We start from the raw sequence: 24,590 nt of genomic DNA on the forward strand, positions 1-24,590 counted from the left end.
GAAAGGTTCAGTCCTTTTTGGATATCGGCCAGCGGTTGGAAGGCAGGTGGGTATCATACTGCGTAAGAATTGCAAAAGCTGCGATAATCGTTTGTATTAATGATTCCAGGAACCGCTATGTTTCACCGAACAGCTGACTAATTGCTCCCTAGCGCCTCTGATGCACCGGAACTTCTTTACGCCCCTGTTTCATGCGCGACTGGCATAAAGGACAGGCCTTGCTCTCCCGATCCCGTGCGCTAGCGGCGATTCTCGCGTTGACTCGCTGCCAGCCTTTACAATTGGCGCTAGTGCACAGCCACACGTCGACGATCTCCGTTGCAGCGGGTGCAGTCTGATGCTGTAAGCTGGGAGCGGAGCCTGATCCTGAACCAATGCCTTGGCTCCTCTGGCTGGCAGTGCTTACCGTTGCCCGCCCAGCAGGTGAAGGCAAGGATGAGCGCTTGGCTGAGGTTGAGGTCTCTATGCGGACCGTACGCTTTGCCGTAAACGTCGATCGAGGCGTTGACCCGCCGCCCTTGCTTGGTAAGCTGTTGCCTTGCTTGCTCTGCTCGTCCGTAACGAACACATCGCGGAAGAAGCGGGAAACCTCCGCTTTTCGCCCCCGATAAAAGCCAGGCGAACTGACAATCAATTCATCCCGCGCCCTAGTGATAGCGACATAAGCCAATCTGCGCTCCTCTTCCAGCGCATCCAGCGCCTTATCTTCTTTGTCCGACAGCGGACGCTGATCGTCCCTGCGCTCGGCGTCCAAAGCGGACGTATGCGGCAGAATGCCCTCGCTTGCCCCGATCAGGCATACCGAGGGAAACTCCAGTCCTTTGGATTTATGGATCGTCATTAAGCGGACAGCATCGGCATGTTCGTCCCGTTTCATGGCCGCCATTTCCTTATGAATGATGATCAGCCGATCGACAAATTCGACGAACTCAGCGATATGGCCAAAGCGTTTCGCTGAAGCCTCCAACTCATCCAGACCTTCCTGTATGAATTCCTTATGGAGGGTGATTTCCTGGCGCTCGTCTGCCTCCAGAAACTTGTCATAGAATTGGCGCCTCATTTCCTGTACCGCCTGAAGGGGCTCCATCGCCTTTAGTCCCTTAATGAGCTTTGTGCGATCTCTAATATTCTCGATCTGAAAATCCTTCAGACCAGGAAAGGATTGAAGATGCGATAGAGGCCCTTTCTTGGGACGCGGAGCATCCTGCTGCCGGATGAAAGCCATGCCTTTATCCCGGTTCATGTACAGCGTATGGAGCATGCCCTCCATAGCCGTGAAATTGCGCCGGTCCAGCGACAGCCGCAGATGGTCCATGAGCGGTTTGACAATCCACTGTTCGTAGAACAGATCTCCATTCTCGTAATGAATGAACGGAATCTCCCGCATCACGAGCTGTTCAAAGATAGCCCGGCTGTTGTTCGCGGTCCGGTACAGAATCGCATGATCGCGGTACTGCTTTCCGTGCTCCCGGACCTGCTCGGTAATATGGGTCAGCAGTTGCTCCGCTTCTTGGTCTGGATCGCCTGGACGAAGATACAGCGGCACGCTGCTGCTCTTGCGGGTCGAACGCAGCTGCTTGGGGCGGCGCCGTTCATTGACGCGGATAATTTCGTTCCCAAGCCCGACGATCGAGGAGAGAGAGCGGTAATTGATATCGAGCGTCACGACCTTAGCCCCGGGAAACGTCTGGTCGAATTCCAGGATGAATTCGTTGCGTGCCCCGTTGAAGCCGTAAATGGTCTGGTCATCGTCACCTACAACCATTAAATTGCGGTGCGGGGCGACGATTTTTTTGAGCAGCTCATAAGGCAGCAGTCCCGTATCCTGGAACTCGTCGACCATGACATAACGGTACCGCCTTTGTAGGGAGGCCAGCAAACCGGGATCTTGAGACAGCAGACGGTGGGACATGACCAGAATATCATCAAAATCCATCTGGCCATGGTCTTCCTTCCACGCTTCATAACGGGCAAAAATTTGCCTTTGCTCGACTTCTGCAGGTGTTTTGACAGGCAGCTCGTCAAGTCCGGTCATACTCATTCGATGGGCAGACCAGAGCGATAGCAGCGTCTCAGCTTCGTAGCTATCCTGCAAGCCCATCTCCCGCAGGATGCGCTTCATAATAAATTGCTGATGCCTGGAGTTGCTTAGGATTTCCTGCCTGTAGCCGCGGGTACGCAGCAAGTATAAGAAGAAGGAGTGGAAGGTTCTTGCCGTTACTTTGGCGGTTTCGCTAGCCCGTAAGCCGGGAAGCGCCATGATGCGTTCCTTCATCTCGGCTGCCGCCTTGGATGAGAAGGTGACAAGCAGGATGGAAGACGGATCGATCTTCTTGGCCGCAATGAGGTAGCCTGTCCGGCTGACCAGCACGGAGGTCTTCCCGGAGCCGGCGCCTGCAAGCGTAAGCAGCGGTCCTTGGGTATGTCGTACAGCTTGGATTTGGGCGCGGTTCAGCAGCAGCCCCTGTGATTCCAAGCCGCGAAAAAAAGCCGCATCCGGCGCGTCATCGCTGATCAGGTCCTGGCTGTTCTCGAAGGAAGCCAGCTTGGCAAACGGAATATCCTGACGCTCTCCGCCGTATGGGCGTTTATAGAAGGGTATGGATGTCATGAAATTCACCAATCATTTCGTATTTCGATTATCGTCCTACCAGTTTACCGGATTCTCGGAAGTCTGGCAAAGCGCAGGATATGGATAAGAACCCCGGGATGCGAACACTTATGAATTCATGATGTGAATTTCAGAGGCGCACGCCAGAATTGAGCTGATTTGCTCCGACACATCTGTCAGCCCAACCCGCGGATACGAACCAACTTTACACCCGGGGAAAGTGTTATATCATTTAGGATTGTTTTTAGAAGAGCAAAGAAGAGACGAGACATGTTCAAGGAGGACTCTTATGCTGGTTGTTATTGCTATTCTGCAGCTCATAATGATTGGGATCTTGCTGAACATCAACGGGAAGCTGAAGCCGCGAGACTATATTGCTGAAGCTATGGAGAGGGACCGCCGAATCCGGGAGGAGCGGGAGAGGAAGCGGCAAATGGAGCCATGGTCACATGAGGCAAGTGCTGACAGCGCAGATCATTCATGACCTGAATCATTTATATGAACAACAGCTATCCCGGGCTCAAAATAGGGGAGTCCGGGATAGCTGTTGCCCTTATGTGATTTTGTACATCGTGAGCATGGCTTCCTGTGGTGCACGGTGCGTAGTCCGGGGGAGGCCTGGATGGCTGTTGACATTATTCATGTCAGCAAGCCTGTTGAAGTATACGGCATTCGCCAAAAGACCATCACTCGGTCCAATTCCACAGCCGCACTTCTCCGACCCGTAGGTCGCGGACCCAGGATACCTCACGCAGGGTCAACAGCTCCTTAACGGGGCCGGTAATGACAGCACCATAGAGACGAACCCCGTTCTTTTCCACGTAAGCTAACGAAGCATCTACGTCAACAAACGGAGCCACCCGGTCGGCAATCAGGTCATACTCTTGCAGCAGCCGCAGCGATTTGACGAAGTGCTCATTCCGCAATTCCCCGTCCCCATAGGTGTCTATTGAAGGGTAATGTCCGCCGCTGGACACGATTTTGCCAAACCAACCGCGTTTTTCTTCCTTATAGGAGGTAATCGTCAAATCGTCATGATGCCAGACGGGATAAGACGGAAAGCCGACAGGATCGGTGATTACTCCATCATGACCGCCGAATCGGTCATCCGGCCCGGTATCGACGGCAAACCAGACAGCCTCCATATCCCGGTTCTCGAACTGCTTCAGCAACTCGTCGGTCGAGAAGAAGCGGTTAAACGATACATAAGCCTCGGCCACGGTACCCTCTGGGAGTTTTTCAAGCCTGGACCAATCACCGCTCTTGGCGGAAGAGGTGCTAGCGTGCTGTTCTTTCGACTGTTCCTTGGGATCTTCTTCTTGATTTGCGGAAGATGTCTCCGCAGAGCTATCCGGCCGGTAGAAAATCTGTGATATACCAGAGCTGCCTTCTTTCCAGTCCATTTCGACCGACGGCAGCCCGAACAGGAAGTTCACGGTATATTTGCCGACGGTCACTCGTTCTTTCCCTACTTTCTTGTCTATATCCCCATACACTTCCTGCATGAAGAAGACTTTGCCCTGACTGTTGAGTCGAACGTCGATGTTAGGCTGGGATATCGAGATAGCGGAAGCGATGGCATCCCGATATTTATCGTTTCGGCTTGGGTCGCCGACACCGTAGAATAACGCTGTACCAATTGAGCTAAGGATGGATACAACCAGAAACACAGAAATAACCGTCAGCGTATTCGAGATTCGGGCCTTCCATTTGCCCCTGCGCACGATTCGCTTTTCTTTCTTGGGCGAGAGGCCGGTCTGATCGTCAGCGCACTTGTGCATAGCGCTATTAGAAATAGAGCTTGTGTTATCCATCATTTCATCCAGGTAAGCCTGGTATTCCTCCAGCTTTTCCATTTCCCGCTCTACTTCGATTTTTTCCTCGTCACTCAAATTGCCATCTGCGTAATCCTTCAGCCGCTGTTTAAATTCTTCGCTCATAGTGTCCCTTCCTTTCGTTTCATTTCCCGCAGCCGTTGCCTGGCCCGAAATAACGTGATTTTGATATGGGATAAGGTGATGCCCATAATATCCGCCGCCTCCTGGTAGGAGAATTGATGGAAATCCACCAAGATAACCGCCTGCCGCTGCTTCTCCGGAATATCCGTCAGCATTTGCCCGATTTCTCTTTGGGCTTCTTGCTGAAGCAGGATGTTCTCCGGGGTATTGCGGTCGATCATCTGATCGAAAAAACCAGCGTCCCTCACGATGCTGCGGCTAGCCTTCCGCTGATAATCCACATAAGCGTTATGGGCAACCCGAAATAGCCATGGCTTGATTCGTTCTTCCTTCCAATCCTCAAGGAACAGGTAAGCGCGATAGAAGGTTTCCTGTACCAGGTCTTCCGCCGTATGGTGATCATAGGAGAGAGAGTACAAATAACGATAAACGTCCTTCACGTAATATTGATATATCGATTCCAGACTGTTCAGTTTCATGTCCTCCCCTCTAAGTAACACACGTTTAACCAGAGCATAAAGTTACACTTTCGGCTATAAAGAAATGAAGCAGCGATTGAGCCCCTTAGTCGCAAAAAACAAAAGCCCGCCAGATGAGCGGGCTTCCGATAGAATATGAAGTGCTGTAGAAAAGGGGGTTACCGTAAACGGTGGGACTCACGCGCCTCTGCAGCATTCGGAAATCACTTGCTATTCTTGTCTATGTAGGCCGTCAGCGTTTTGTACTGCTTGCTGTCTTTTTCGGCATAGTCCAGCGCTGTTTTTCCGGACGCGTCTTGGATGGAGGCATCCACTTTGTGCTGGTTCAGCAGCTTGTCGATGAAAAAGTCATTCTTGTGGATGACAGCCAGATGAAGCGGTGTCTGACCATCGAAATTTGGCAGGTTGTAATCAAGCTCACCAGCTTTTCCGTCCATCTGTACAAACGGGTCGTAGAGGGAGGAATCGCCGTTTAGAATCAAATAGTGCAGCAGGCCGTTGCCGGTTGCTTCGTCTTGGGAATACAACTTCGCTTCACCGGCAGCGATAACAATATAAATCTTTTGCATATTCAATTCGCCGTTCACTTCGATCAGTTTGCCAAGGTTTTTCACCAAATGGCGTTCTTGAGCAGGTGCTCCTTCGGACTCGGAAGGCGTAGTCGGGCCAACCGGGATTGCCTCTCCATTCGAGGATTTGGGAATAATCCCGATCTGATCGGCACCAACAGAGCCGACCTGATATCCAAGCGCTTCCGAGAAGTCCCGGACAGGGACATAGAGCTTGTTCTGAATGACAACGGGGGATTCGGACAGCTTGGCCTCCGAACCGTTGACCAGGATCTTGGAATGGGACGGTACGGCCTTCAGATAAACGGCAGCGCCAACAACCGTACCTGCTGTTAGTGCCACGCCGACGATTGCGCCAAGTGCAAAAGCAGGAATAGAAGAGAAACGTTTTTTCATAATATCCTCCCATGGCGTATATGGACTTTTACACCATTATATACCAATACAGTGTTACCTCAATTGAATACTCGGATCCAGCACGATAATTCGCTGTTCATTTAGCGCGGTGTGTAGCAGATCATCTTCCAGACTCGCCGCAACGCCTTGTTCATCGGCCAATTGAAGCATCAATTCCTTTGTTGCCATTTCTTTAAGAAGCGCAGAGTCATCAGGAAGGGGCGCGGTGCTATGCGCGAGGTTATTCTTAAAGGTCGTTAAATGGGTATGCGTGATGTAAGTGGAACCAACTTGAATTAGCGCCTGTCCGTTCATGTTGTCGTTCATGCGATGATCCTGGCCCGAGCGATTCGAAGCATCCGTAAAGAAGAGTATGATGCTTACCGTCAGGACGCTTGCCACAGCGATGCTGAGAATGGTGATATATTTACGGTTTATTTTCATGCTGTCATTCCTCCTGGCATGAATATATAGGTGCTTAGATACTAATATAGACGTTTCGTCAGCCTGAAAGGTTCTAGAAAAATGCGAAAAAAACGCCTAAAGGCACAAGGTATAAGTGCTTTCAGGCGCAGAAGTGCATGATGATGGAATGACAGGCTTCACGTTGAAACTTACTTACGAAGCAGTCGGGTTTTATGTGCATAGATAATCGCTTTGTCCGCGAGAAAGGCAGCGTAGAGGAGCAGGAAGACCGAATAAGGAAATCCGGTACCGTCGAGGCTGGGAACCAACCATTCGGCGGCAATAAAGTACAGCAGGGTCAACAGCACCGGGAGCTGCCGTTTCAGGTGGTATTTCCAAACCGACCAGATGACACCGGCAGTCCCGGCAAACAGCATGAGGAGACGGACGGCGTCCAATGCGGATTGCACGACCTTTCGGGCTTCCTCATTTCCGATCGCAGCCGCATATTTGGAGGTGCGGCCGGCAAATATGCTCCGGAAGAGATGAACCAAAGGGTTGCCTTCGATGTATCTCGATTCGAGCCACAGAGAGGCAAGGTTCCACGGACCGGACATATACATCAAACGATTGAAAAGCGGGATGTTCAGCCACCATGGGGACAAGATGAGTAAATAACCCGCGCTAATAAGAATGAGCCCGCCGGTTACAATTTTGACCGGACTGCGGTACTTGACCCAAAAGGCAATGAACAATACCGGGTACAGCAGCGCCTGAAGGTTGTAGCAAGCCATAAGCGCCGTAAGCGCGCCGGCAGCCGCGTACCAGCCAGCCTGCTTCAATTCAAGCGCTCCGATGACGGCGCAGACCAGAAGAAGCATTAGGGTCTGCATGGTCGTATCCGGCAGGATCAGCCGGACGGCGCCGTAAGCCGGCCAGAATAGCGCGTAGATCATGCATGACAGAAAAGCGATTCGCGTATTAAACATGTAGCGGGACAGCACAAAAACCAAGTAGACGGAAAATGCATGGAAGAGACATTGGAGCAGCTGGTAGGCAATCAAGGCAGCATCCATGCTTCCGAACAAGGCGGTAAGTCCGGCAATCATAAGCGGCACACCGGGCATGACGCTGGAGGCATGTTCTTCCAGGTCTCCACCGGGGTGGCTGATCATGGCCGCACTTTGGATATATCGTTCTTCGATTACGCTGCTTATGCTCGTGGAACGTTCATCAAGACCGGTAAGAACCAGCAGACATGACATAACCAGAACGGCAGCAATCAGTACCAGCAGCATCCTTCGCTGCACACGGTTTAACGTCCATATGGAAAACAAAGGGTCCACTCCACTCTGTATATAATCTCTAGGGTTCAAATCAGATTTTATACCCTTTTATATTAAAGAATAAACGGTGAAATAAAAAGGCTCCGCCAAAACGGAGCCCATAAGTTCAAGTTACGCTGCAGCGACAAGATCTGTCCCACGATTAAAAGCCGCTGTGATACTTATCGTTACTGGATGAACGATCCTTTGACGTCCCGTCCCGCTGCTTCTCTTCCTGGCGCTCCAGCCTGGCGTCTTCCATCGGAATCGGGTCCACATGCTGTTCACTCTCAAACTTATCGAACAGGCTTTCTTGTTCCGTCGGGTATTGTTCAGGGTGATCCATGTTGCCGGGACCGTTGTGAAGCGGAAGATCCTTTTTCTTGTCAGCCACCGTTTCTCACCTCATTTTATCGTTGTGATACTACCTTTATACCTTATTTGGGGAAGTATCAAACATGAAGAGGCGATAAAAGGGGAGGGGATTGGTTTCTTTAAGACGTCTCCGAACTGGCTGCAGGCTGCTGCTGCGCTTCTGCCTTAAGTCTTAAATAACGGATAAACAGCTCAACAAGCTCCGGATCGAATTGCGTGCCCGAGCAGTGGAGCAATTCTTCAATTCCCTCCTCGAAGGTTTTCGTTTGCTGGTAAGGCCGTTCCGTTGTCATCGCGTCAAACGAATCGATAATGGTCAGCATCCGGCACAGCTTGGGGATTTGGCTGCCCTTGAAGCCGTGCGGATACCCACCGCCATCATATCTTTCATGGTGCAATTCGATGTAAGGAACCAGTTCCTTGAACTTCTCGTTCGTTTCTGCAATGCGTTTCCCCCAGCTGACATGCCGTTTGACGGTTTCCCATTCGCCGGCCGTGAGCTTGTCCCGTTTGTTCAAGATCCCCCAAGGAATCTCAAGCTTGCCGATATCGTGAATGAGTGCGCCGAGTACGAAATTGCGTCGCTCCACACTATCAAGCTCGAGCACTTCGCTGATATCCATGGCATAGCGGAATACCCGTTTGGAGTGTTTGAACGTATCCACATCTTTATACAAGAACAGCTTCAGCTGCTGCTCGATATCGCGGACGTCTTCCGCGAAGTCGATCTCGGATTCTTTTTCGGCGCCGCTCCCGTATACATGCACATTATTCTTACCCTGCTTCTTGGCATAATACAGCGCCTGATCGGCAAGCTCGACGAGTTGTGACTTGTCATGGATGTCAATCCGATAGGACGCAACACCAGCAGAGAATGAGAGACACCCCGAGGGAAAAATCTCGACGCCGTCAAAATAGGTATCGTTCAGTTTTTTGCGAAGCCTGTTAATGAAGGAGCGTGCTTTGTTGTCATCGTAACCCGGCATGAGAATCGTGAATTCCTCGCCGCCGAAACGGGAGGCTACCACCTCGGCCATTTCGGATTCTACCTTGAGGTAATTGCCGAGAAATCCGAGCAGCATGTCGCCTTTCAGGTGTCCGAATTGATCGTTGTATTTTTTGAAATCATCAATATCGATCATGGCCAGTGACAATGGCGTCTCATTGGTCTTGGCTTTCTTGATCTCGTCTTCCAGCAAATTTTCGAAATAACTGTGATTGTACAATCCGGTTCGTTGATCCTTGATGGCTTTCTCTTGTACCTGTTTATACATTGTGAAGAGCTGCTTGAAGGAATAGGATAGCATCACGCTGAGACCTATAAACAAGGTTAGTCCGAATACGCCGTTATGTACGATGAGTATGGAGAGAACCAGCGAAAGAATGAGCGTGCTGAGGTAAACTAGCAGTGTATCTTTCATGAAGGTTTTCAAAATATCATATAACGATCCCTTGTATAGAAGGTAGTAGTAGAAACCGACAAGGAAGACGTTGATAACAAAATAAACAACCAACGCTGCAACATACGCGCCAAATTGATTATTGTGAATAGGGCCTGCTTGTCCGCCTGCCATTTTGAAAATGAAGGAGGATCCGACGATCATCACGGTATACACGGAGAAATTAACAAAATGCTTCCAAAAGGGGATTTTTCTGTCGTAAAGCGCCATGGCAAGGGAGACGAGCAGGATGACGGACAGCGCAAAAGGTGCCCCGTAGATAAAGATGCATGCCAGGTAAACAGAGGAATCCATGGACTGTAAATTACCCTCTGGCGGCAGCTGGAAGGTGAAGTAATTTAAGATGAGGGCGGCGCCTAACATCGCATAGACCCATACCCACTGTGAAGGAGTATAATGGAGAATTTCCCCTTGATGCACCAGCAGGAAGATGGAACAGCCCAGAAGAGAAAGAAAAACAAAATACAGCTGTCCCGTAAAGCCTTGAGAGAACCTAGGACGCTTAAATATGGACATAAATGATTTCTCCTCAATAAAAATCAATGGTGTATTCTCCACATTTTAAGGTATATTGCGATGCAAAACAACGAAAAAGATGTAAAAAAACAGGCTGAATTTTCCAGCCTGTTTCTTATGGAAGTCTATTATCCGAATCTGTAACCGGAAGTCAGAGCGACAACAACAGAAGCAACGATGATGGCATTCAATACGATGCGGGAATACTTGATTTTATCAGTTTTCTTCACAGTTCTCCCTCCTTTCCAGGTGGTATGATGTATGATTAATTTTGTGGTTCCACACGTTCATTGGTATCGGATTTGCGTATTAAGGTTTGAACAGGGGTATTCTTCCCGGAAGTCATTAGATGGACGATGTAGAAGAATATTCCGACATTCATGATGATATCTCCGATACTGATCACCTGTGTTCTTGGGTATGGCGGGGATAACGGGATAATGTCTCCCAGGAACGGCAGGCGGGTAGAGGCGTCCATCAGATAGTGTTTGGTGATGACGGTGCTGTTGCTCAGCATGTCCACGTAATAAGGATCCAGAACGGAAGTGGCGCTCATCGATACGGGCATTCTGCCACCGTTCACTGCCATGACAAGGAAATTCAGAAAGACACCTGCCAAGATGCTGCCAAAACCTTTCTGATCCCGGTTTATCCAGAGAAAGATCATACCGGCAACGTAGATGAACATAAAGACGTAGCCACTTGCGGCTGCCAACCAATCAGAGTTCACTTGAAAGCGGAATATCAGCAGCTGCACAATCAGGAGTATGGGGAAGATTAAGCCGCCCTTCAGACGGATCTTACTGAATTGCTGCAGTCCATGACGGAGTCCGCCACGTATCAGTCCGACAATTAATCCGAGTATAATGCCGTCAAATACCATGATAGAATTCCTACTTTCATAGTTCATTATCTCTGTAATTAATAGTTCGACAGCGAATTGGTAATTCCTTCAACAAAAATCAAATTTTATGAAAAAAATTAGAAGGTCGGATAAAAAGCTTGTCCCTTCTTGTATGAATCTCATGATTTATGTATATTATAGCAGATAAAAAGGATAAATCTTCCTACTTTTTTCGTGTTTCTGTTGCAGAAAAGAGCAAATTATCGAACTTTACATACCTATGGGGGGTATAGTAAAGTTAAATGGTACAATATTATATGATAGGAGGACGACAGCATGAAACAAGTGACATTGACAGTGGAAGGCATGTCCTGCAACCATTGCGTGAACTCGGTGGAAGGTGCGCTGAAGAATGCGGGAGCTTCTGGTAAAGTCGATCTTGCATCCAATACAGTGGCCGTCGAATACGACGAAACCAAGGTCAGCCTTGAAGCATTGAAAGAAGCGATTGAAGAGCAAGGCTACGATATCGTGTCCTAACGAAAGATTCCCTGGAACAATCCAAAGCCGCGAGCTTTGGCTAAAATAGGAGCCGGCTGCTGTAGCGATCGACAGCAAGCCGGTTTTTTTGCGCTGCCAATCACCTCCCGCGTGAACTTGCACTGCTCAAGCCGAAGTTTCATAATAGATGAAACAATTCTTTCAGAGCCTAAGGAGTGGAAACTCGATGAATGATACCCTATCACTTCTGATGAACCATCGATCGATTCGTAAATATTCGGATCAGCCGGTGTCCGAGGAGCAGCTTAGGGCAGTTGTGGCAGCAGGTCAGATGGCATCAACCTCAAGCAACGTCCAGGCATACAGCGTGATTGCCGTTACCGATCCAGAGAAGAAGCAGCGGTTGGCAGCTTTAGCGGGAAATCAGGCGTATATTGTGGAATGCCCGGTATTTCTGGTGTGGTGCGCGGATCTGTATCGTTTGAAAAAAAGCACAGAGTCGCACGTGGTTGATCAAGAGACGTATGAAGATTCGACCGAGAATTTCATCGTGGCCACGGTGGATGCCGCTTTGGCTGCGCAGAATGCCGCGATCGCCGCGGAATCGCTCGGTCTTGGCATCGTGTATATAGGCGGGGTCCGCAACTCCATTGCCGAGTTCTCCGAGGCTTTGGAACTGCCGGAACTGGTCTATCCGGTATTTGGCATGTGCCTGGGCTACCCGGATCAGGAGCCGGGGCTTCGCCCTCGGCTTCCGGTGGAGGCTGTTTTGCACCGCGACAGCTATCATCGCGCGGCTACAGAGGAAGTGAAGAATTACGATCGAACCTCTTCCGAATACTTGTCCCAACGTACCCATGGCAAAAATAACACGCCGTGGTCGGTGCTTATGGCTAAACGCCTGGCAGAGCCGGTAAGGCTGCACATGAAGGACTTCCTGAAAGGGAAGGGTTTCATGGGGCGTTAGACATAAATAGAGAAAGCCGGTACGGCGCTCTCGTAAATCAATAGAGAGAGGCGGGTACGGCTGCTCTCGTGGGAATACTCTTCGAGGGTACGGTGCTAGGAACTAAGCTCGGCCGCCTAACCGAACCCGGCCGCGGAACCAAGCCAGGCCGCGGAACCAAGCCAGGCCGCGGAACTAAGCCCGCCTCGGAATCAATCCCACGCCAGTGGGCTTTCGGAACCAAGCTCGGCTGGCGTGGGATTGGTGGGGTCGTAGACGCAGTGCACCGTAAGTTTGCACCGTAGCTTCCAAGCCGCCGGAACGAGTTACGGCCCGGCAGTAGCAGTATCGGACAGCAGATCCGTTATTTTCGCTATGGGCTCGTTTTTGCCGGATCTATCGGACACACGTTCCGTTAAGTAGGGTATAAGCCGAAATATGAGAGCCTTATTCGGTGAATAACGGACCTCATGTCCGCTACCATTCGAAAAATGGTGCTTTTGATCAAAATAAGGTCCGCTGAGTCCGCTAAAATGTGCAACTATTTTGTACATCGTGCGCACTGCTCCCTGTGCGCGATGCGTTGTTCGGGGCATGCTTGGATGACTGGTCGGCGCTAAGTGTGCCGCCATGTACGACGCTGGAACGTAAGTCATAACACAGTACGGGGCTGTCCCAAAAGGTCATGAAATACGGACCAAGGGACAGCCCCTTTTCAGCGGTCTCCTTTATATGGAGATTGCTGATCAGGATCATGTGTTGGCAAATCCATCTTCTCCGCATGCTGAACCTAGTCTGATCTATTTGCCAATGCCCTGCTGACGGTATTGTCCGGGCGTGATCCCTTCAAGCTTCTTGAACATTCGATTGAAGTAGGGAGGCTGATATCCTGCGGCCTCCGCAATCTCGTGAATGCGAAGATCCGTGGTCAGCAGCAATTCTTTACAGCGGTTCATGCGCACGGTTGTCAGATAGTCTATATAATTCGTGCCCGTCATCTGCTTAAACGCTTTGCTCAGCTGGGATACGCTGACACCGGCTTCCATGGCCATGGCATCCAGGGACAAGTCCTGCATTCCGTTTTGCTCGATTTGCTCCAGTACGTTTTCGACCAGCGATTTCATGGAGCTGTTGAAGTTCTTTGTTAACTGATCGAGGTAGGGTTCGATGATTTCTTTCTGGAACCAGGTCACGCAGGCCTTCGGATCCCGAAGCAGGGACAGCTGTTCCTGCAGATTGGAGAAATTGTACACCTGATATGGATTTAAGCCAGCCTGCAGCATAGACCGGTGAACGCTTGTGATTAACCGCATGAGGCCATGGTGGACATGCCACTCCGAACCTCCCCCGGCCTGAAGCGCCGTTACGAAGCGGCTTAGGGAACGCAGCGCATCTCCCTGAAGCCCAAGATTCAAGGTGTGAATGAAATCCTGCTCCAATTCCAGCGGAAAGTCGATCCAGTCGTTTTTCTGGGAAAGCACGGTTTCTGCCTCCAGCAGCTGACTGCCTGCATCAAAGGATCGGTAATGCAGCGCCCGCTTGGCCTGTTCGAGAATATGGGGAACATCCGTCCAGGTTGAGCTTGGTCCTCCCAATACGATGGTTGCCGACATGCGGAGCGTATCGCGCAAAGCCCGCATGATCTGATCGCACAGCTCCCTCATCAAAAGCGACTGTTCATCGGCTTGATGGGAAGCCGGAACGATCAAGATGACGCCGAATGAGCCGTCGAAGAAATTGATGGGATGCATATATGCGCTTATGTCCTCTGCCAGCTCCTGGATCACGTTCAGGGCGGCATAGGTGAGAAGATGCTGATCGTTTTCCGTCAGAGGCGTCCGATCCTCCCCGTGGGTATGCTGCTGAAGCACGATGGCCGAGAACTGTTTATGGGTAATGTCAAGATCCATCTCTTGCAGCTTGAGCACGTATTCGGGCTCCGTCAGGTGGGCGGCTTGTCCACTCAAAAATTGATTGATATAAGCCTCCCTGATCGCGGGCAAGGACCGCTTCCATTGGCTTTGCAGCGTATCGTGGGAGAATCGGTACTGCTTCCACTCGTGTTCAATAAAATCAAGCTCATTGTATCGCAAGCTCGGTTTGGCCTGATCACCGCCAATCATATTCAGCATCTTGCTTATAGGACGATACATGCTCTTAGAGGCAAACCAGCTCACAGCCAGCGATGCCGCAAGCGCAAAAGCAAAGCAAATCAGAATGATATGAGTGTACGGCTTCGTTGGAGCAATGATCTTGGATTGCGGCGTGCCTGAAACATAGGTCCAATTTTGTTGCATTTTTTCAAATTGAACGGTGTTCACCAGCAACACATCCTGGTCCACCGGAACCTTCAACCGCAAATGATTCGAACTTCGGGCATTCTCCGGAAGCTTTAGCTGTTCCTGAATCGCGCTCATCGCTTTCGGCATGCTGCGGCTCATTCCCGACTCCCCGATGACGTGACCATGGTCGTCCAGCAGGAACGAGAGATTCTCGCTATTGCGAATGACGTGCAGCTTCGACGGATCAATATAGATGACGATCGCGCCATAGGGCGTATGACCGTTGAAGGGAAGTCGCATGACGAGCGCGTGGGAAGATTTATCCTTGTTAAAAGGCCGCTCCAGGTCATGGACCCAGAACATGTCCGAATCTCCTTCCATGAGCTTGTTGAAGCTTATCGCATCCTGTTCCTGATCCAGCGTCCGCAGGCCGAGATCAGGCTCCATGATTTTGTTTTGCTTTTTGATATACAGATAGACCTGATCCACCAAGGGATCGGCATTCCCCACTAGGTTGAGCGTACTGAACAGCTCGTTTGTCTCCTCGACATTCGATACAAAGTCCATATCCGACAACGAAGGCTTGAAATGGGGCTTCACCACCATATTGAGGGCGTAGTGGACCAACTGGGTAAATTGCTCGTCTACTTGTCTCGCAGCGTCAACCAGGGCTTCTTCGTTCCGTTGCTGATATTGGTTAATCATATGCTGGTTGCCCACATAAAGGTAAACGGCCGTAATGGCCGAGATGGGGAGGCATGTTAACAACACGGCCAGCGCGATGCTTCTCCAATACATAATACCTTTGAAAACGGATTCATGATTCTGTTGCCTCATTAGTTTAACCCCCTGTTGGCATAGACAAATCAAAGGCTTAATCAAAGCGAGCCGGTAAATGATTACTTCCTATCATAGCGAATGAGTGGATGAGTTGAAAAGATCATATCTTCCCAATTGAGGTTGGGACAACGTTATCGTTTAACCGAAGCGGACGTTCATTCGTCGTGGAAAAAAAGTGCAATACAAGGAAACGAAAGGGTCCTCAATACCTTAGAGACCAAGCAATTCCCTGTGTTGTGCAGGAAGATACGGGTTATTGGAAACGGCGGAAAAAAAGTGGAATTGCAGGGAATACTGCAAGCGTTTACATTAGAACTACATTCCGTGAACGGTATGTTGAACAAGATGACAAGGCTGAAAGTGAGGGAGTATCGATGAAAGCACAAGAAACCGTTCAGTCGGCAAAAGGAAGCGGGAGCCCCCCCATTCCCGTGAGATCCAAAACAAAGTGGGGGCGGATATGGTCGGATGTTTCGCGCGACAAATATTTGTACGTGCTGGCCTTGCCGGGTCTGATCTTTTTTATCATTTTCAAATATATTCCGATTACGAATCTCGTAATTGCCTTCCAGGAGTATTCTCCATACTTTGGGGTGCTCGGAAGCCCCTGGGTAGGGTTTGAGCATTTCACCCGGTTTTTCTCCAACCATGATTTCTGGATGCTGCTGCGTAATACGCTGGCGATCAGTTTTCTGAGCTTGATTTTCTTTTTTCCGGCACCGATCATTTTATCTTTGATGCTGAATGAAGTGCGGAACTCCTTCTATAAGCGGACCATTCAATCCCTGGTGTATATCCCCCATTTTTTATCCTGGGTATTGATCTACGGTCTAACCTACCTCATGTTCTCGCAATCGGAGGGCTTGTTTAATAAGTGGCTCATCTCCATGGATTGGGAGACAATCGATATTCTCTCCAACCCGAACTATTTCTGGGGTATGCTGACGGGACAATCCATCTGGAAGGAAGTCGGGTGGGGGACCATCATCTTTCTCGCGGCTATCGCTGGAGTAGACCCGCAATTATATGAAGCAGCCGTCATGGATGGCGCGGGCCGTATGAGACGGATGTGGCATATTACCCTGCCGGCGATGCGCAACGTGATCCTGATTCTGTTGATTCTCCGTCTGGGAACGATTCTGGATACGGGATTCGAACAGATTTATCTGATGATGAATGCACCTGTCACCAATGTAGCCGAGGTGTTCGATACCTATGTATACCGGGTGGGGATTCGGCAGGGTGAGTTCAGCTATAGTACGGCCATCGGATTGTTCAAATCGATTGTCGGCGTCATCCTGGTGGTCACGGCCAACCGGTTGGCGAGACGGTACGGTCAAGAAAGCTTGTACTAAAGGATTGGCGAAGAGACAAGGAGGAGTAAAACATGCATGAGAAAGGATGGAAAACCAGGCTGTTTGGTTTTGTGAATAACGGACTGCTGCTGATCATCGGTTTGGCAACGATATTTCCGATTTACTATACCGTTATTTTGTCGTTTACCGATCCGGTGGAATATTATCAACGAAGCTTGATATTATGGCCGCGGGTTTGGACGCTGGATGCTTACAAGCATTTACTGTCCAACGGATTGTTTGTCACCTCGATTTCCGTGAGCGTGTTCCTGGCTACGGTTGGCACGCTGCTCAGCCTGCTTGTTACCGGGGGCTTGGCTTATGCGGTGTCCCGTAAACGCCTTCGGTTTCGCAAGGCCATCATGATTATGATCCTAATCACCTTTCTCTTTACGCCGGGATTGGTGCCGCTGTATTTGGTCGTCCGCAATGTGGGACTCATTGACAGCGTCTGGTCGCTGATCCTGCCGAGCTTGACCAGCGCATGGTATGTGCTGCTCATGAAGGGATTCTTCGACAGCATTCCGGAAAGTCTGGAGGAAGCCGCGATGATCGACGGCTCGAATGATATCGGCGTATTCTGGCGAATCATTCTGCCGTTGTCGCTGCCGGCGTTGGTGGCGTTTGGATTGTTCTTTGCCGTCGGCTATTGGAATACGTACTTCAACGCACTGATGTTTATTAACGACCAGAAGATGTGGCCGCTGCAAGTATTGCTGCAAAATATGCTTGTGGACCCAACAACGATGGGATCGGGGAGCGGCGGCGGATTCGCCTTCCAAGTGAACCGTCCCGTCCCAACAGAAACGTTGAAGATGGCGGCGGTCGTGATTGCAACCGTTCCGATCATGTTAGTGTATCCATTCCTGCAGAAACACTTCGCCAAAGGGGCGATGGTAGGCTCTGTCAAGGAATGATCCGATATACGGTCTAACTGCCATCATGATCAGTCAGACGAGATGTAAATTAAAAGGGAGGTCTAATGATGAAAAAAAAGGAAACCAAGCCGGGCAAGTCGTTTTTAAAAATGTCGGGGGTGCTGCTCTTGGCAAGCTCGCTCTTGCTTAGCGCATGCGGCAGCCGAGACGGAAGTGCACCGAGCGATAACGGAAGCGGAACAGACAACAGTGAACCAACCAGCATTACGATACAGACCCTGAATTATGCCACCGAATTCATAGACAACACCAATGTACTATGGAAAGAGCTCGAGAAGCGCACCAATACCAAGCTGAATATTACGTGGCTGTCGCCGTCCACGGCCGAAGAGAAGATCAATGTCATGCTTGCATCCGGCGATCTTCCGGAGGTTACTTTCGTGGAAACGATGCAGAACCCGCAGCTGCAGAAAATGCTGAAGCAGGGCGTCTTCTGGGATCTGACGCCGTTTCTTAAAGACTATCCGAATTTGAACCGCCAAGAACTGAAGGAAATGTGGGAAATCACCAAGGTGGATGGCAAGAACATCGTCATTCCTCGTTATTATCCTAGCTATGGCGGCGGAGTATTCCCGATGATCCGCAAGGACTGGCTGGATGCCCTTAAGCTGGAAACGCCCAAAACGCTGGATGAGTTCCATAACGTGTTAAAGGCTTTTAAGGAACAGGATCCGAATGGTAATGGACAGGCCGATGAGATTCCATATGCCGCAAATCCGGGGGCTCTCGCTTATATTTACAATATATTTAATGAAACGCAAGGGTCCTGGAAGCTTCAACCCGATAATACCCTGACTCCGATTATGACGTCGGACGAGTCAAGGGAGGCCATGCTGTGGATCAAACAGGCTTATGACGAGGGCTTGTTCCCCAAAGACTTCGCGATCATGAAGTTCTCGCAGGTGATGGATACGATGCGAAGCGCCAAGGCAGGGGTAGGGGGCATGTCCATGAACCATGCCTGGGTGACCGGCGAAGCCGTGAAAGGCGTTGACCCCAAGGCGGATCTAATGCCGCTTGCTTACTTGGAGAATGCAAACGGGGTGAAGTATACGCCTTCAGGATCGCCGTACTATGGAGTGTACCTGATTCCGAAGAAAGTGCCGGAGGCGAAAGTGAAGAAAATCCTCGAGTTTTTCGATTACGGTTATAGTCAAGAAGGCAATGAGATGCTGACCTACGGAATCGAAGGTATCCATTATAATGTGGAGAACGGGAAGAAGGTTGCAACGCCGCAGGCCGCCGTGGATAAGACGGGTGACGGCAACTTGAACAATATGATTCACCTCGTCAGCGACGATATGGCCATCAGCGCGGTAGGGATGCCGGATGAAGTATATGAGCGAAACGTAGAGATTGTCACAGAGCGCAAGACGGTCAAGGTTCCGAATCCTTCGGGAGAGCTGTATTCGGAAGCCTATAACAAATACTATCCCGAGATTTCCAAGAAGGTGGAGGATATGCGGGTCATGGTCATCACGGGCAAAGAACCAGTTGAATCGTACGATAAACTGATCGAAACGATCAAGAGTGATCCGAAGATGAAGGAAATTACAGACGAGATGTCAAAGGCGTATCAGGAGAAGTACGTTAAATAATGGAATCCAATACCACAATGCTGCAACTTGCATTGTGGTTTTTTGGCGTGAATAACAGGAATAGCTCCTCCATGTTATATTTCTGATGTCTAATATTAAACATCCTATAATTTTACATTAAAGCATAAAATATTACATGAGGGGAGGATATAAAGTCATGGAAACGAAGGAAGGCATAAAGTTTAATATCGAGCAAGAACGGCATAAGCTTCATAAGATGAAGCAGCGGTATCGTGATTTTAATCATCCTAAAGTCCTCGGTCAATCGATCGTGCTTGATGAGTTGATTAATCAATATAACCGATTTCTTAAAGAAAACAAGCCGATTGCGTAAACAACCGACTTAAAGCTGAATGAAGATTCTTTTTATAGATCGTAAAGTCTCGCGGCGTTCTCATAAAAAATCCTGCGAGCCTCGGATATGGACAGCCCCTGAAGCTCCGCCCATGCCGCAGCCACAGCAGCCGTCATCCGAGGATGGGTCATCTGTCCGGTGAACGGACCTTCGAACGGCCAAGGACCATCGGTTTCGGTCATGACGAGATGATCCGGATACCTGCATGCCATATCCCGAATTTCTTCCTCATAGAGGATGTCAGGCGTGAAGGAAATATAGTATCCGTTACCGGCCATCCGCTGCAAGGTGTCACGGGAGCCCTTGAACCAATGGAAATGGGCACGAGTGACGCCGTATTTTTCGAGCAAATCACATGCGATATCCGCATCTTCATATACAGCGTGCAGAATCACCGGTTTATGATGCTTTTTAGCAAATGCTATAAATTGCTCCAATAGATAGGCGTAAGGGCGGTTATCCCAAGGTCGGCCCTTCGATTCAGCCTCCAGCCTGGCGTAATAGGGGAGACCCACCTCTCCTACGGCGACCATCTCATCGGCATGCTCTGCCATCCAATCCAGCAGCTCTTCGGTTTCGTTAGTGGAAGGGAGGTGCTGCTCCGGATGATAACCGAAAGCCGGCCGCACCATCGGTCCGTACTGCCTGGCCAGCTCCAGGTTTCGCTTGCAGGAAGCCAGATGCATGGAGACGGAGATAACGGATTGAACCTCATGATGACGGATATCCGCGAGAATCGCTTGTTGATCGGATAACGAATAGCTGTCCAGATGAATATGAGTATCCAACAGTGGGAAATTGGCTTCACTTTGCATGAATGATTTCATCGTTACATAACCTCGCTTGTAAGCTTCCACGAAGCGCTTGGCTAATCATGGATGTATGTATTCCGCTGGCCTTAATCGGTCAGCGTTTATGCTGTTCTTCCCGCATGATGGCGGAAATTTCGGTTTTTAATGCGATGAAGGACGGATCCATCAGGATGTTTTCCCGGCGTGGGCGGGAGAAAGGGACTTCTACCCGTTTCAAGATGGTTCCGGGCCGGGCTGACAGGATATAGATGCTGTCCGAGAGGAGCAGCGCCTCCTCGATATGATGGGTAATCATCAGCACCGAACGGCGCGTATCCTCCCAGATATCGAGCAGCCAGCGCTGCATATCGCTGCGCGTCAGCGCATCCAATGCGCTGAACGGTTCGTCCAGGCACATGACTTCCTGGGGACTCATCAGTGCGCGCAGAAAAGCCGCCCGCTGCTGCATTCCGCCTGAAAGGGTGTGCGGATACGCCTTCTCGAAGCCGGTGAGGCCGGCCCGTTCCATCCAGCTGCGGGCATGTTCCCTGGCAACGGCTTTCGTGGTGCCTCTCAGCTCCTCGGGAAGGAGCACATTGTCCTCCACCGTACGCCAAGGGAACAGGGCTGGCTGTTGAGGCATATAGGCGATGCGGCCTTTTTCCCCGGTCACGTCCTGACCATCCATGAGGATCGAACCCGTATCCGGAGCGGTTAATCCCCCGATGATATGGAAGAGTGTGCTCTTTCCGCTGCCTGAAGGACCGATCAAGGAGACGAATTCCCCGGGTTGTACCTGAAGCGAAAGGCCATCCAGTACATGCACTTCGCTGCGCCGGTCGCGGAAGGTTTTCCGAAGGCTGCGAACCTCGAGGGCAGGTGCTGATGAGACCGACGCAGTGGACGGATCAGCCCCGTCCTGGAGCGGCAGGGGTATTTGATGTGTCATATCGATAAATGGCCTCCTTTCATATAAGATTCGAAATGTCTATTCACAGGGGGCTCAACCTTTTCGATTCCAGCGGATGAGCCGCTTCTCCAGCAGGGTGATCAGCAGCACCATCAGCAGGCTGAGCAAGACGATGACCAGGATGGCAACAAATACCCGATCCGTGCGGTAGCCGGATTTTTGCAGCATCATGTAGTAACCGATTCCCCGGTCCGAGCCGATCCATTCCCCGATAACCGCCCCCATGACCGAATAGGTGGCCGCAATTCGAATCCCGGAGAAGATGGAGGGAAGGGCATGCGGCAGCTCCAGCTTGGTGAAAATTTGCCACGAGGTAGCCCCCGCCATCTGCATATAATTCATCATGGTGCGGTCGGTACGTGCGAGTCCATCCAGGGCCGCAACAGCGACAGGGAAGAAGCAGACCAGCGTAATCACGATAACCTTGGGCAGCATGCCGAAGCCGAACCAAATCATGAGAAGCGGGGCTAGGGCGATTGTCGGCACATTTTGGCTAAGAATAAGAAGCGGATAAAGGGAGGTTTTGAGAAAAGGCACCATGTGCAGTGCCAGCGAGATGATTAGACCGATTGCCGTACCGATTATAAAGCCGATCAGGGTTAATTGCAGGGTGGCCGCTGTATGCTGGAAGAGGCCGGAAGCTCCGGTAACGGCCTCATGCCCGATGGCCGTCGGTGCAGGCAAAATAAAGGGTTCAATGTCGAACACGGATACTGCCGCCTGCCATACCACCAAAAAGAAGAGGACCGCCACAACGGGCGGCCAAACAGAACTCCACCAGCTTCTCATGGACGGTATTTCTCAGTCAGCTTATCCATGCTGATGCCGCTTGGATGATGCGCGATTTTGACCTGGGATATGATGCTGGGACTGCCCGCATTCACCAGCGCCTCGTGCATGCGCTCAACGATCCTGAGCAGCTCGGAGAGCTCTCCTTCCATGGTCGTTTCGAGTGCATGAACCTCGTATTTCACGTCTGATTCCTGAATAACCTTGATCGCTTCATCTACATAAGGGATGCTGTCGGTCCCGTTTGGCGTTCTCGGTATTACTTGAATGCTCAAGAGAGTATTCGCCATATAAACTCATCCTTTCGTGCAAGCTGTATTGTAATGGAAGAGAGGCGGCCTGCTGCAAAGGCCGTCTCTCTTCTTTTATATAGAAATAACCTTATGGCTTCTCCGGTAAAAATTCATTGGTAAATGCGCTGTCAGCGTCAAGTTCCTTCTCCAGCAGCTTGCGCTCAAACATCCAGTCTGCGTACCCCGACCATACTTCGGCTTTCTGTTCGCCCCAGCGGGATGCATCATCCTGATAACGGGGGCTCAGCCATTTCTGGCTGGCTAGAACCAGTTCGGCATCCAGGTCGGGAACAGCCTTCGTCAGCAGGGCTGCCGCATCTTCGGGATGTTGAATCGCATAGTCGTATCCTTTTGAAGTCGCCCGCATGAACGCTTTGACAAGCTCAGGGTCTTCCTGGATCTGCTTCTCGTTCGTTACGATCACCGGTGTGTAATAATCAAGCTGCTTGGAGTAGTCCTTCACATAAATCATGTCAAGCGGCTCATTGCGAAGCTCGGCTTCAATACCCGTCCAAGCATAGAAGATCCAGGCAAAATCAATGTCGCGTTTGACGGCCGTAAAATAATCGGCATCGCCCATATTGACCATATTCACCTTGCTGACATCGGCACCATCGATCTCCATGATGGACTTCATAACCGCTTCCTCCACAGGCGAGCCCCAGCCGCCATAGGATTTCCCTTCAAAATCGCCTGCCTTCAAGATGCCTTTATCCTTGGGAGCCGCAAAGCCGGATGTATTATGCTGAATGATCGCTGCAATAGAAACGAGCGGCAATCCTTGGGTTCTGGCCAGCGTTACGCCTTCCTGATAGCTGATACCGAACGGCACGTTTCCGGATGCGACCAGCGTATCCGTTCCGCCTGCTCCCGGCTGGACGATCTGGACATTAAGCCCTTCTTCCTCATAATACCCAAGCTCCTTCGCTGCATACAGGCCGGTGTGATTCGTATTGGCGGACCAATCGAGCATCAGTTGTACGTCACGGAGCTTCCCGGGAGTCTGACTGTCCTCACCTGCGGCGCCTATCTTTTTGTTCTCTCCGCTTGTAGCGCATCCGGACGCAACCATCAGCAGGACGCAAGCGAGAAGCAGCGGAATCCATCTTCCCTTCTTCATCGTTTCTTCTCTCCTTTAAGTTCTCTTTCTATTACCTCGCAACTCCACAAAAAAAACGCCCTGATGATATCAGGACGCATGACGGCGTAAGTGTATACCACGGCAAATAAAAGCTGCCGCAAACATGGGCTTCCTACGCTGGCATTACCCAGATCAGGTGTAAGGGTCAGTATCATATCGGATACACTCTCAGCCGGCCAAATTCCAGCTCCCCCGGTATTTATGAAGTTTCGATCATTACATCCGCTATTATAGTCCTAACACAGCAGACCTGTCTAGTTCGAAGAGGCGCGAACGTGACAGGTCTTTGTTAGAACACTAATGCAATGGGAGAATTAATTGATGCTATGAACCTTTCACAAGATAAAGTATTTGAATACGGCTTCTACGCAGAGGTTAGCGCTGGAAGAACTCAATCCATTCTCCTTCGGGACCGTGCACGAAGAAATAGCGGTACCCGTTCGGAAGCGTCACGATTTCCTCGTCCAAGTGAGGAACGTCAAGTCCCTGCACACGGGCATATTCCTCTTCAATGTTATCCGTGCTGACTGCAAAATGATGTACCGTTCCTTCCGAAGGCAGCGTGTCGCTGTATCCCTGAATAAGCTCGACTTCCGTCTCGTTGCTGCCGTTAAATCCTAGGAACGCCAGCTGGATGACGCCATTAGTATGGGTCAGGCGGTCCTTCAGCTCAAGTCCGACTACGGATGTATAGAAGGCGATTGTAGCTTCAAGGTCCCGGACAACAATACCAACATGATCCAATCGTTTCTGTGACATGGTGCAACACCCTTTCCGATTCATATAAGATATGACTGAAATATTATCATATAATTCCTATACGTCAAGTGGGTGTTATGTTGTTCGTGCACAG

Annotated in this window: 25 protein-coding genes and 1 riboswitch; of the genes, 8 read left to right on the forward strand and 17 right to left on the reverse strand. The window is 50.4% G+C overall.

Going from position 1 to position 24,590, the window contains the following annotated elements:
* Positions 1-148: 148 nt before the first annotated feature.
* Positions 149-2,611, reverse strand: coding sequence for a UvrD-helicase domain-containing protein (locus ACOZB4_RS25985; protein ID WP_379411024.1), 2,463 nt, complete (start codon positions 2,609-2,611; stop codon positions 149-151).
* Positions 2,612-2,900: 289 nt separating this feature from the next.
* Between ACOZB4_RS25985 and ACOZB4_RS25990 the strand changes: the two genes are divergently transcribed.
* Positions 2,901-3,095: a hypothetical protein gene (locus ACOZB4_RS25990; protein ID WP_339269961.1), complete on the forward strand. Its 195-nt coding sequence runs from the start codon at positions 2,901-2,903 to the stop codon at positions 3,093-3,095.
* Between the two features lie 202 nt (positions 3,096-3,297).
* On the opposite strand, the gene ACOZB4_RS25995 is transcribed toward ACOZB4_RS25990, so the two are convergent.
* From ACOZB4_RS25995 to ACOZB4_RS26030, 8 genes are all read right to left on the reverse strand, one after another.
* Positions 3,298-4,551: an anti sigma factor C-terminal domain-containing protein gene (locus ACOZB4_RS25995; protein ID WP_379410888.1), complete on the reverse strand. Its 1,254-nt coding sequence runs from the start codon at positions 4,549-4,551 to the stop codon at positions 3,298-3,300.
* Complete coding sequence (locus ACOZB4_RS26000) at positions 4,548-5,048, reverse strand: sigma-70 family RNA polymerase sigma factor (RefSeq protein WP_379410884.1); 501 nt, start codon at positions 5,046-5,048, stop codon at positions 4,548-4,550. The genes ACOZB4_RS25995 and ACOZB4_RS26000 overlap by 4 nt, the downstream gene beginning before the upstream one ends.
* 203 nt (positions 5,049-5,251) lie before the next feature.
* On the reverse strand, positions 5,252-6,013 hold the full coding sequence (locus ACOZB4_RS26005; RefSeq protein ID WP_076322314.1) for a stalk domain-containing protein: 762 nt from the start codon (positions 6,011-6,013) through the stop codon (positions 5,252-5,254).
* A gap of 54 nt (positions 6,014-6,067) precedes the next feature.
* Entirely contained in the window at positions 6,068-6,457 is a 390-nt protein-coding gene (locus ACOZB4_RS26010) for a hypothetical protein (RefSeq protein WP_379410880.1), read from the reverse strand.
* 170 nt (positions 6,458-6,627) lie between these two features.
* On the reverse strand, positions 6,628-7,755 hold the full coding sequence (locus ACOZB4_RS26015) for an ArnT family glycosyltransferase (RefSeq protein ID WP_422759696.1): 1,128 nt from the start codon (positions 7,753-7,755) through the stop codon (positions 6,628-6,630).
* A gap of 151 nt (positions 7,756-7,906) precedes the next feature.
* Positions 7,907-8,137 (reverse strand): hypothetical protein, encoded by a 231-nt coding sequence (locus tag ACOZB4_RS26020; RefSeq protein WP_098741711.1) that lies wholly within the window; start codon positions 8,135-8,137, stop codon positions 7,907-7,909.
* Positions 8,138-8,237: 100 nt separating this feature from the next.
* Complete coding sequence (locus ACOZB4_RS26025; protein ID WP_379410872.1) at positions 8,238-10,094, reverse strand: bifunctional diguanylate cyclase/phosphohydrolase; 1,857 nt, start codon at positions 10,092-10,094, stop codon at positions 8,238-8,240.
* Between the two features lie 265 nt (positions 10,095-10,359).
* Positions 10,360-10,977, reverse strand: a complete 618-nt coding sequence (locus ACOZB4_RS26030) for a DUF5317 domain-containing protein (protein WP_076322309.1) — start codon at positions 10,975-10,977, stop codon at positions 10,360-10,362.
* Between the two features lie 297 nt (positions 10,978-11,274).
* Between ACOZB4_RS26030 and ACOZB4_RS26035 the strand changes: the two genes are divergently transcribed.
* The 3 genes from ACOZB4_RS26035 (at position 11,275) to ACOZB4_RS26045 (ending at position 12,690) form a co-directional block, all read left to right on the forward strand.
* On the forward strand, positions 11,275-11,478 hold the full coding sequence (locus tag ACOZB4_RS26035; protein WP_076322308.1) for a cation transporter: 204 nt from the start codon (positions 11,275-11,277) through the stop codon (positions 11,476-11,478).
* A gap of 187 nt (positions 11,479-11,665) precedes the next feature.
* Positions 11,666-12,406, forward strand: a complete 741-nt coding sequence (nfsA, locus tag ACOZB4_RS26040) for an oxygen-insensitive NADPH nitroreductase (RefSeq protein ID WP_379410866.1) — start codon at positions 11,666-11,668, stop codon at positions 12,404-12,406.
* A gap of 92 nt (positions 12,407-12,498) precedes the next feature.
* The gene (locus ACOZB4_RS26045; protein ID WP_379410863.1) at positions 12,499-12,690 is read left to right on the forward strand and encodes a hypothetical protein; all 192 of its coding nucleotides are present in this window, start codon (positions 12,499-12,501) and stop codon (positions 12,688-12,690) included.
* Positions 12,691-12,711: 21 nt separating this feature from the next.
* On the opposite strand, the gene ACOZB4_RS26050 is transcribed toward ACOZB4_RS26045, so the two are convergent.
* Positions 12,712-12,939, reverse strand: coding sequence for a hypothetical protein (locus ACOZB4_RS26050; protein ID WP_379410860.1), 228 nt, complete (start codon positions 12,937-12,939; stop codon positions 12,712-12,714).
* A 246-nt stretch (positions 12,940-13,185) separates the two neighbouring features.
* Complete coding sequence (locus tag ACOZB4_RS26055) at positions 13,186-15,504, reverse strand: helix-turn-helix domain-containing protein (RefSeq protein WP_379410857.1); 2,319 nt, start codon at positions 15,502-15,504, stop codon at positions 13,186-13,188.
* 377 nt (positions 15,505-15,881) lie between these two features.
* Here ACOZB4_RS26055 and ACOZB4_RS26060 point away from each other — a divergent pair, with 377 nt between their 5' ends.
* From ACOZB4_RS26060 to ACOZB4_RS26075, 4 genes are all read left to right on the forward strand, one after another.
* A complete protein-coding gene (locus ACOZB4_RS26060; protein ID WP_076322677.1) occupies positions 15,882-16,862 on the forward strand; it encodes an ABC transporter permease in 981 nt (326 codons plus the stop codon).
* Between the two features lie 32 nt (positions 16,863-16,894).
* Positions 16,895-17,779, forward strand: a complete 885-nt coding sequence (locus ACOZB4_RS26065; protein WP_076322305.1) for a carbohydrate ABC transporter permease — start codon at positions 16,895-16,897, stop codon at positions 17,777-17,779.
* Positions 17,780-17,847: 68 nt separating this feature from the next.
* Positions 17,848-19,398, forward strand: coding sequence for an extracellular solute-binding protein (locus ACOZB4_RS26070; RefSeq protein WP_379411021.1), 1,551 nt, complete (start codon positions 17,848-17,850; stop codon positions 19,396-19,398).
* Positions 19,399-19,555: 157 nt separating this feature from the next.
* A complete protein-coding gene (locus ACOZB4_RS26075) occupies positions 19,556-19,732 on the forward strand; it encodes an aspartyl-phosphate phosphatase Spo0E family protein (protein ID WP_076322303.1) in 177 nt (58 codons plus the stop codon).
* Positions 19,733-19,764: 32 nt separating this feature from the next.
* Here the strand turns inward: ACOZB4_RS26075 and ACOZB4_RS26080 are convergent, their stop codons facing one another.
* The 6 genes from ACOZB4_RS26080 to ACOZB4_RS26105 all read right to left on the reverse strand — a co-directional run bounded on the left by ACOZB4_RS26080 (position 19,765) and on the right by ACOZB4_RS26105 (position 24,496).
* A complete protein-coding gene (locus ACOZB4_RS26080; RefSeq protein WP_379410849.1) occupies positions 19,765-20,580 on the reverse strand; it encodes a TatD family hydrolase in 816 nt (271 codons plus the stop codon).
* A gap of 79 nt (positions 20,581-20,659) precedes the next feature.
* Positions 20,660-21,493, reverse strand: coding sequence for an ABC transporter ATP-binding protein (locus ACOZB4_RS26085; protein ID WP_379410847.1), 834 nt, complete (start codon positions 21,491-21,493; stop codon positions 20,660-20,662).
* 54 nt (positions 21,494-21,547) lie between these two features.
* Positions 21,548-22,303, reverse strand: a complete 756-nt coding sequence (locus tag ACOZB4_RS26090) for an ABC transporter permease (RefSeq protein ID WP_379410843.1) — start codon at positions 22,301-22,303, stop codon at positions 21,548-21,550.
* Positions 22,300-22,593 (reverse strand): MTH1187 family thiamine-binding protein, encoded by a 294-nt coding sequence (locus tag ACOZB4_RS26095; RefSeq protein ID WP_379410840.1) that lies wholly within the window; start codon positions 22,591-22,593, stop codon positions 22,300-22,302. The genes ACOZB4_RS26090 and ACOZB4_RS26095 overlap by 4 nt, the downstream gene beginning before the upstream one ends.
* A gap of 91 nt (positions 22,594-22,684) precedes the next feature.
* Positions 22,685-23,716, reverse strand: coding sequence for an ABC transporter substrate-binding protein (locus ACOZB4_RS26100; protein ID WP_379410837.1), 1,032 nt, complete (start codon positions 23,714-23,716; stop codon positions 22,685-22,687).
* 113 nt (positions 23,717-23,829) lie between these two features.
* A riboswitch (TPP riboswitch) is annotated at positions 23,830-23,941 on the reverse strand.
* Between the two features lie 171 nt (positions 23,942-24,112).
* On the reverse strand, positions 24,113-24,496 hold the full coding sequence (locus ACOZB4_RS26105; protein ID WP_076322297.1) for a VOC family protein: 384 nt from the start codon (positions 24,494-24,496) through the stop codon (positions 24,113-24,115).
* Positions 24,497-24,590 lie beyond the last annotated feature (94 nt).

This window comes from Paenibacillus sp. NPDC058898 (assembly GCF_049316025.1).
In the GTDB taxonomy this organism is placed as follows: domain Bacteria; phylum Bacillota; class Bacilli; order Paenibacillales; family Paenibacillaceae; genus Paenibacillus_AQ.

Coding starts and splice junctions, on each gene's coding strand:
- ACOZB4_RS25985 (WP_379411024.1), bottom strand. CDS start 2,611: ATGACATCCATACCCTTCTATAAACGCCCATACGGCGGAGAGCGTCAG.
- ACOZB4_RS25990 (WP_339269961.1), top strand. CDS start 2,901: ATGCTGGTTGTTATTGCTATTCTGCAGCTCATAATGATTGGGATCTTG.
- ACOZB4_RS25995 (WP_379410888.1), bottom strand. CDS start 4,551: ATGAGCGAAGAATTTAAACAGCGGCTGAAGGATTACGCAGATGGCAAT.
- ACOZB4_RS26000 (WP_379410884.1), bottom strand. CDS start 5,048: ATGAAACTGAACAGTCTGGAATCGATATATCAATATTACGTGAAGGAC.
- ACOZB4_RS26005 (WP_076322314.1), bottom strand. CDS start 6,013: ATGAAAAAACGTTTCTCTTCTATTCCTGCTTTTGCACTTGGCGCAATC.
- ACOZB4_RS26010 (WP_379410880.1), bottom strand. CDS start 6,457: ATGAAAATAAACCGTAAATATATCACCATTCTCAGCATCGCTGTGGCA.
- ACOZB4_RS26025 (WP_379410872.1), bottom strand. CDS start 10,094: ATGTCCATATTTAAGCGTCCTAGGTTCTCTCAAGGCTTTACGGGACAG.
- ACOZB4_RS26030 (WP_076322309.1), bottom strand. CDS start 10,977: ATGGTATTTGACGGCATTATACTCGGATTAATTGTCGGACTGATACGT.
- ACOZB4_RS26035 (WP_076322308.1), top strand. CDS start 11,275: ATGAAACAAGTGACATTGACAGTGGAAGGCATGTCCTGCAACCATTGC.
- nfsA (WP_379410866.1), top strand. CDS start 11,666: ATGAATGATACCCTATCACTTCTGATGAACCATCGATCGATTCGTAAA.
- ACOZB4_RS26050 (WP_379410860.1), bottom strand. CDS start 12,939: ATGTACAAAATAGTTGCACATTTTAGCGGACTCAGCGGACCTTATTTT.
- ACOZB4_RS26055 (WP_379410857.1), bottom strand. CDS start 15,504: ATGAGGCAACAGAATCATGAATCCGTTTTCAAAGGTATTATGTATTGG.
- ACOZB4_RS26060 (WP_076322677.1), top strand. CDS start 15,882: ATGAAAGCACAAGAAACCGTTCAGTCGGCAAAAGGAAGCGGGAGCCCC.
- ACOZB4_RS26065 (WP_076322305.1), top strand. CDS start 16,895: ATGCATGAGAAAGGATGGAAAACCAGGCTGTTTGGTTTTGTGAATAAC.
- ACOZB4_RS26070 (WP_379411021.1), top strand. CDS start 17,848: ATGAAAAAAAAGGAAACCAAGCCGGGCAAGTCGTTTTTAAAAATGTCG.
- ACOZB4_RS26075 (WP_076322303.1), top strand. CDS start 19,556: ATGGAAACGAAGGAAGGCATAAAGTTTAATATCGAGCAAGAACGGCAT.
- ACOZB4_RS26080 (WP_379410849.1), bottom strand. CDS start 20,580: ATGAAATCATTCATGCAAAGTGAAGCCAATTTCCCACTGTTGGATACT.
- ACOZB4_RS26085 (WP_379410847.1), bottom strand. CDS start 21,493: ATGACACATCAAATACCCCTGCCGCTCCAGGACGGGGCTGATCCGTCC.
- ACOZB4_RS26090 (WP_379410843.1), bottom strand. CDS start 22,303: ATGAGAAGCTGGTGGAGTTCTGTTTGGCCGCCCGTTGTGGCGGTCCTC.
- ACOZB4_RS26095 (WP_379410840.1), bottom strand. CDS start 22,593: ATGGCGAATACTCTCTTGAGCATTCAAGTAATACCGAGAACGCCAAAC.
- ACOZB4_RS26100 (WP_379410837.1), bottom strand. CDS start 23,716: ATGAAGAAGGGAAGATGGATTCCGCTGCTTCTCGCTTGCGTCCTGCTG.
- ACOZB4_RS26105 (WP_076322297.1), bottom strand. CDS start 24,496: ATGTCACAGAAACGATTGGATCATGTTGGTATTGTTGTCCGGGACCTT.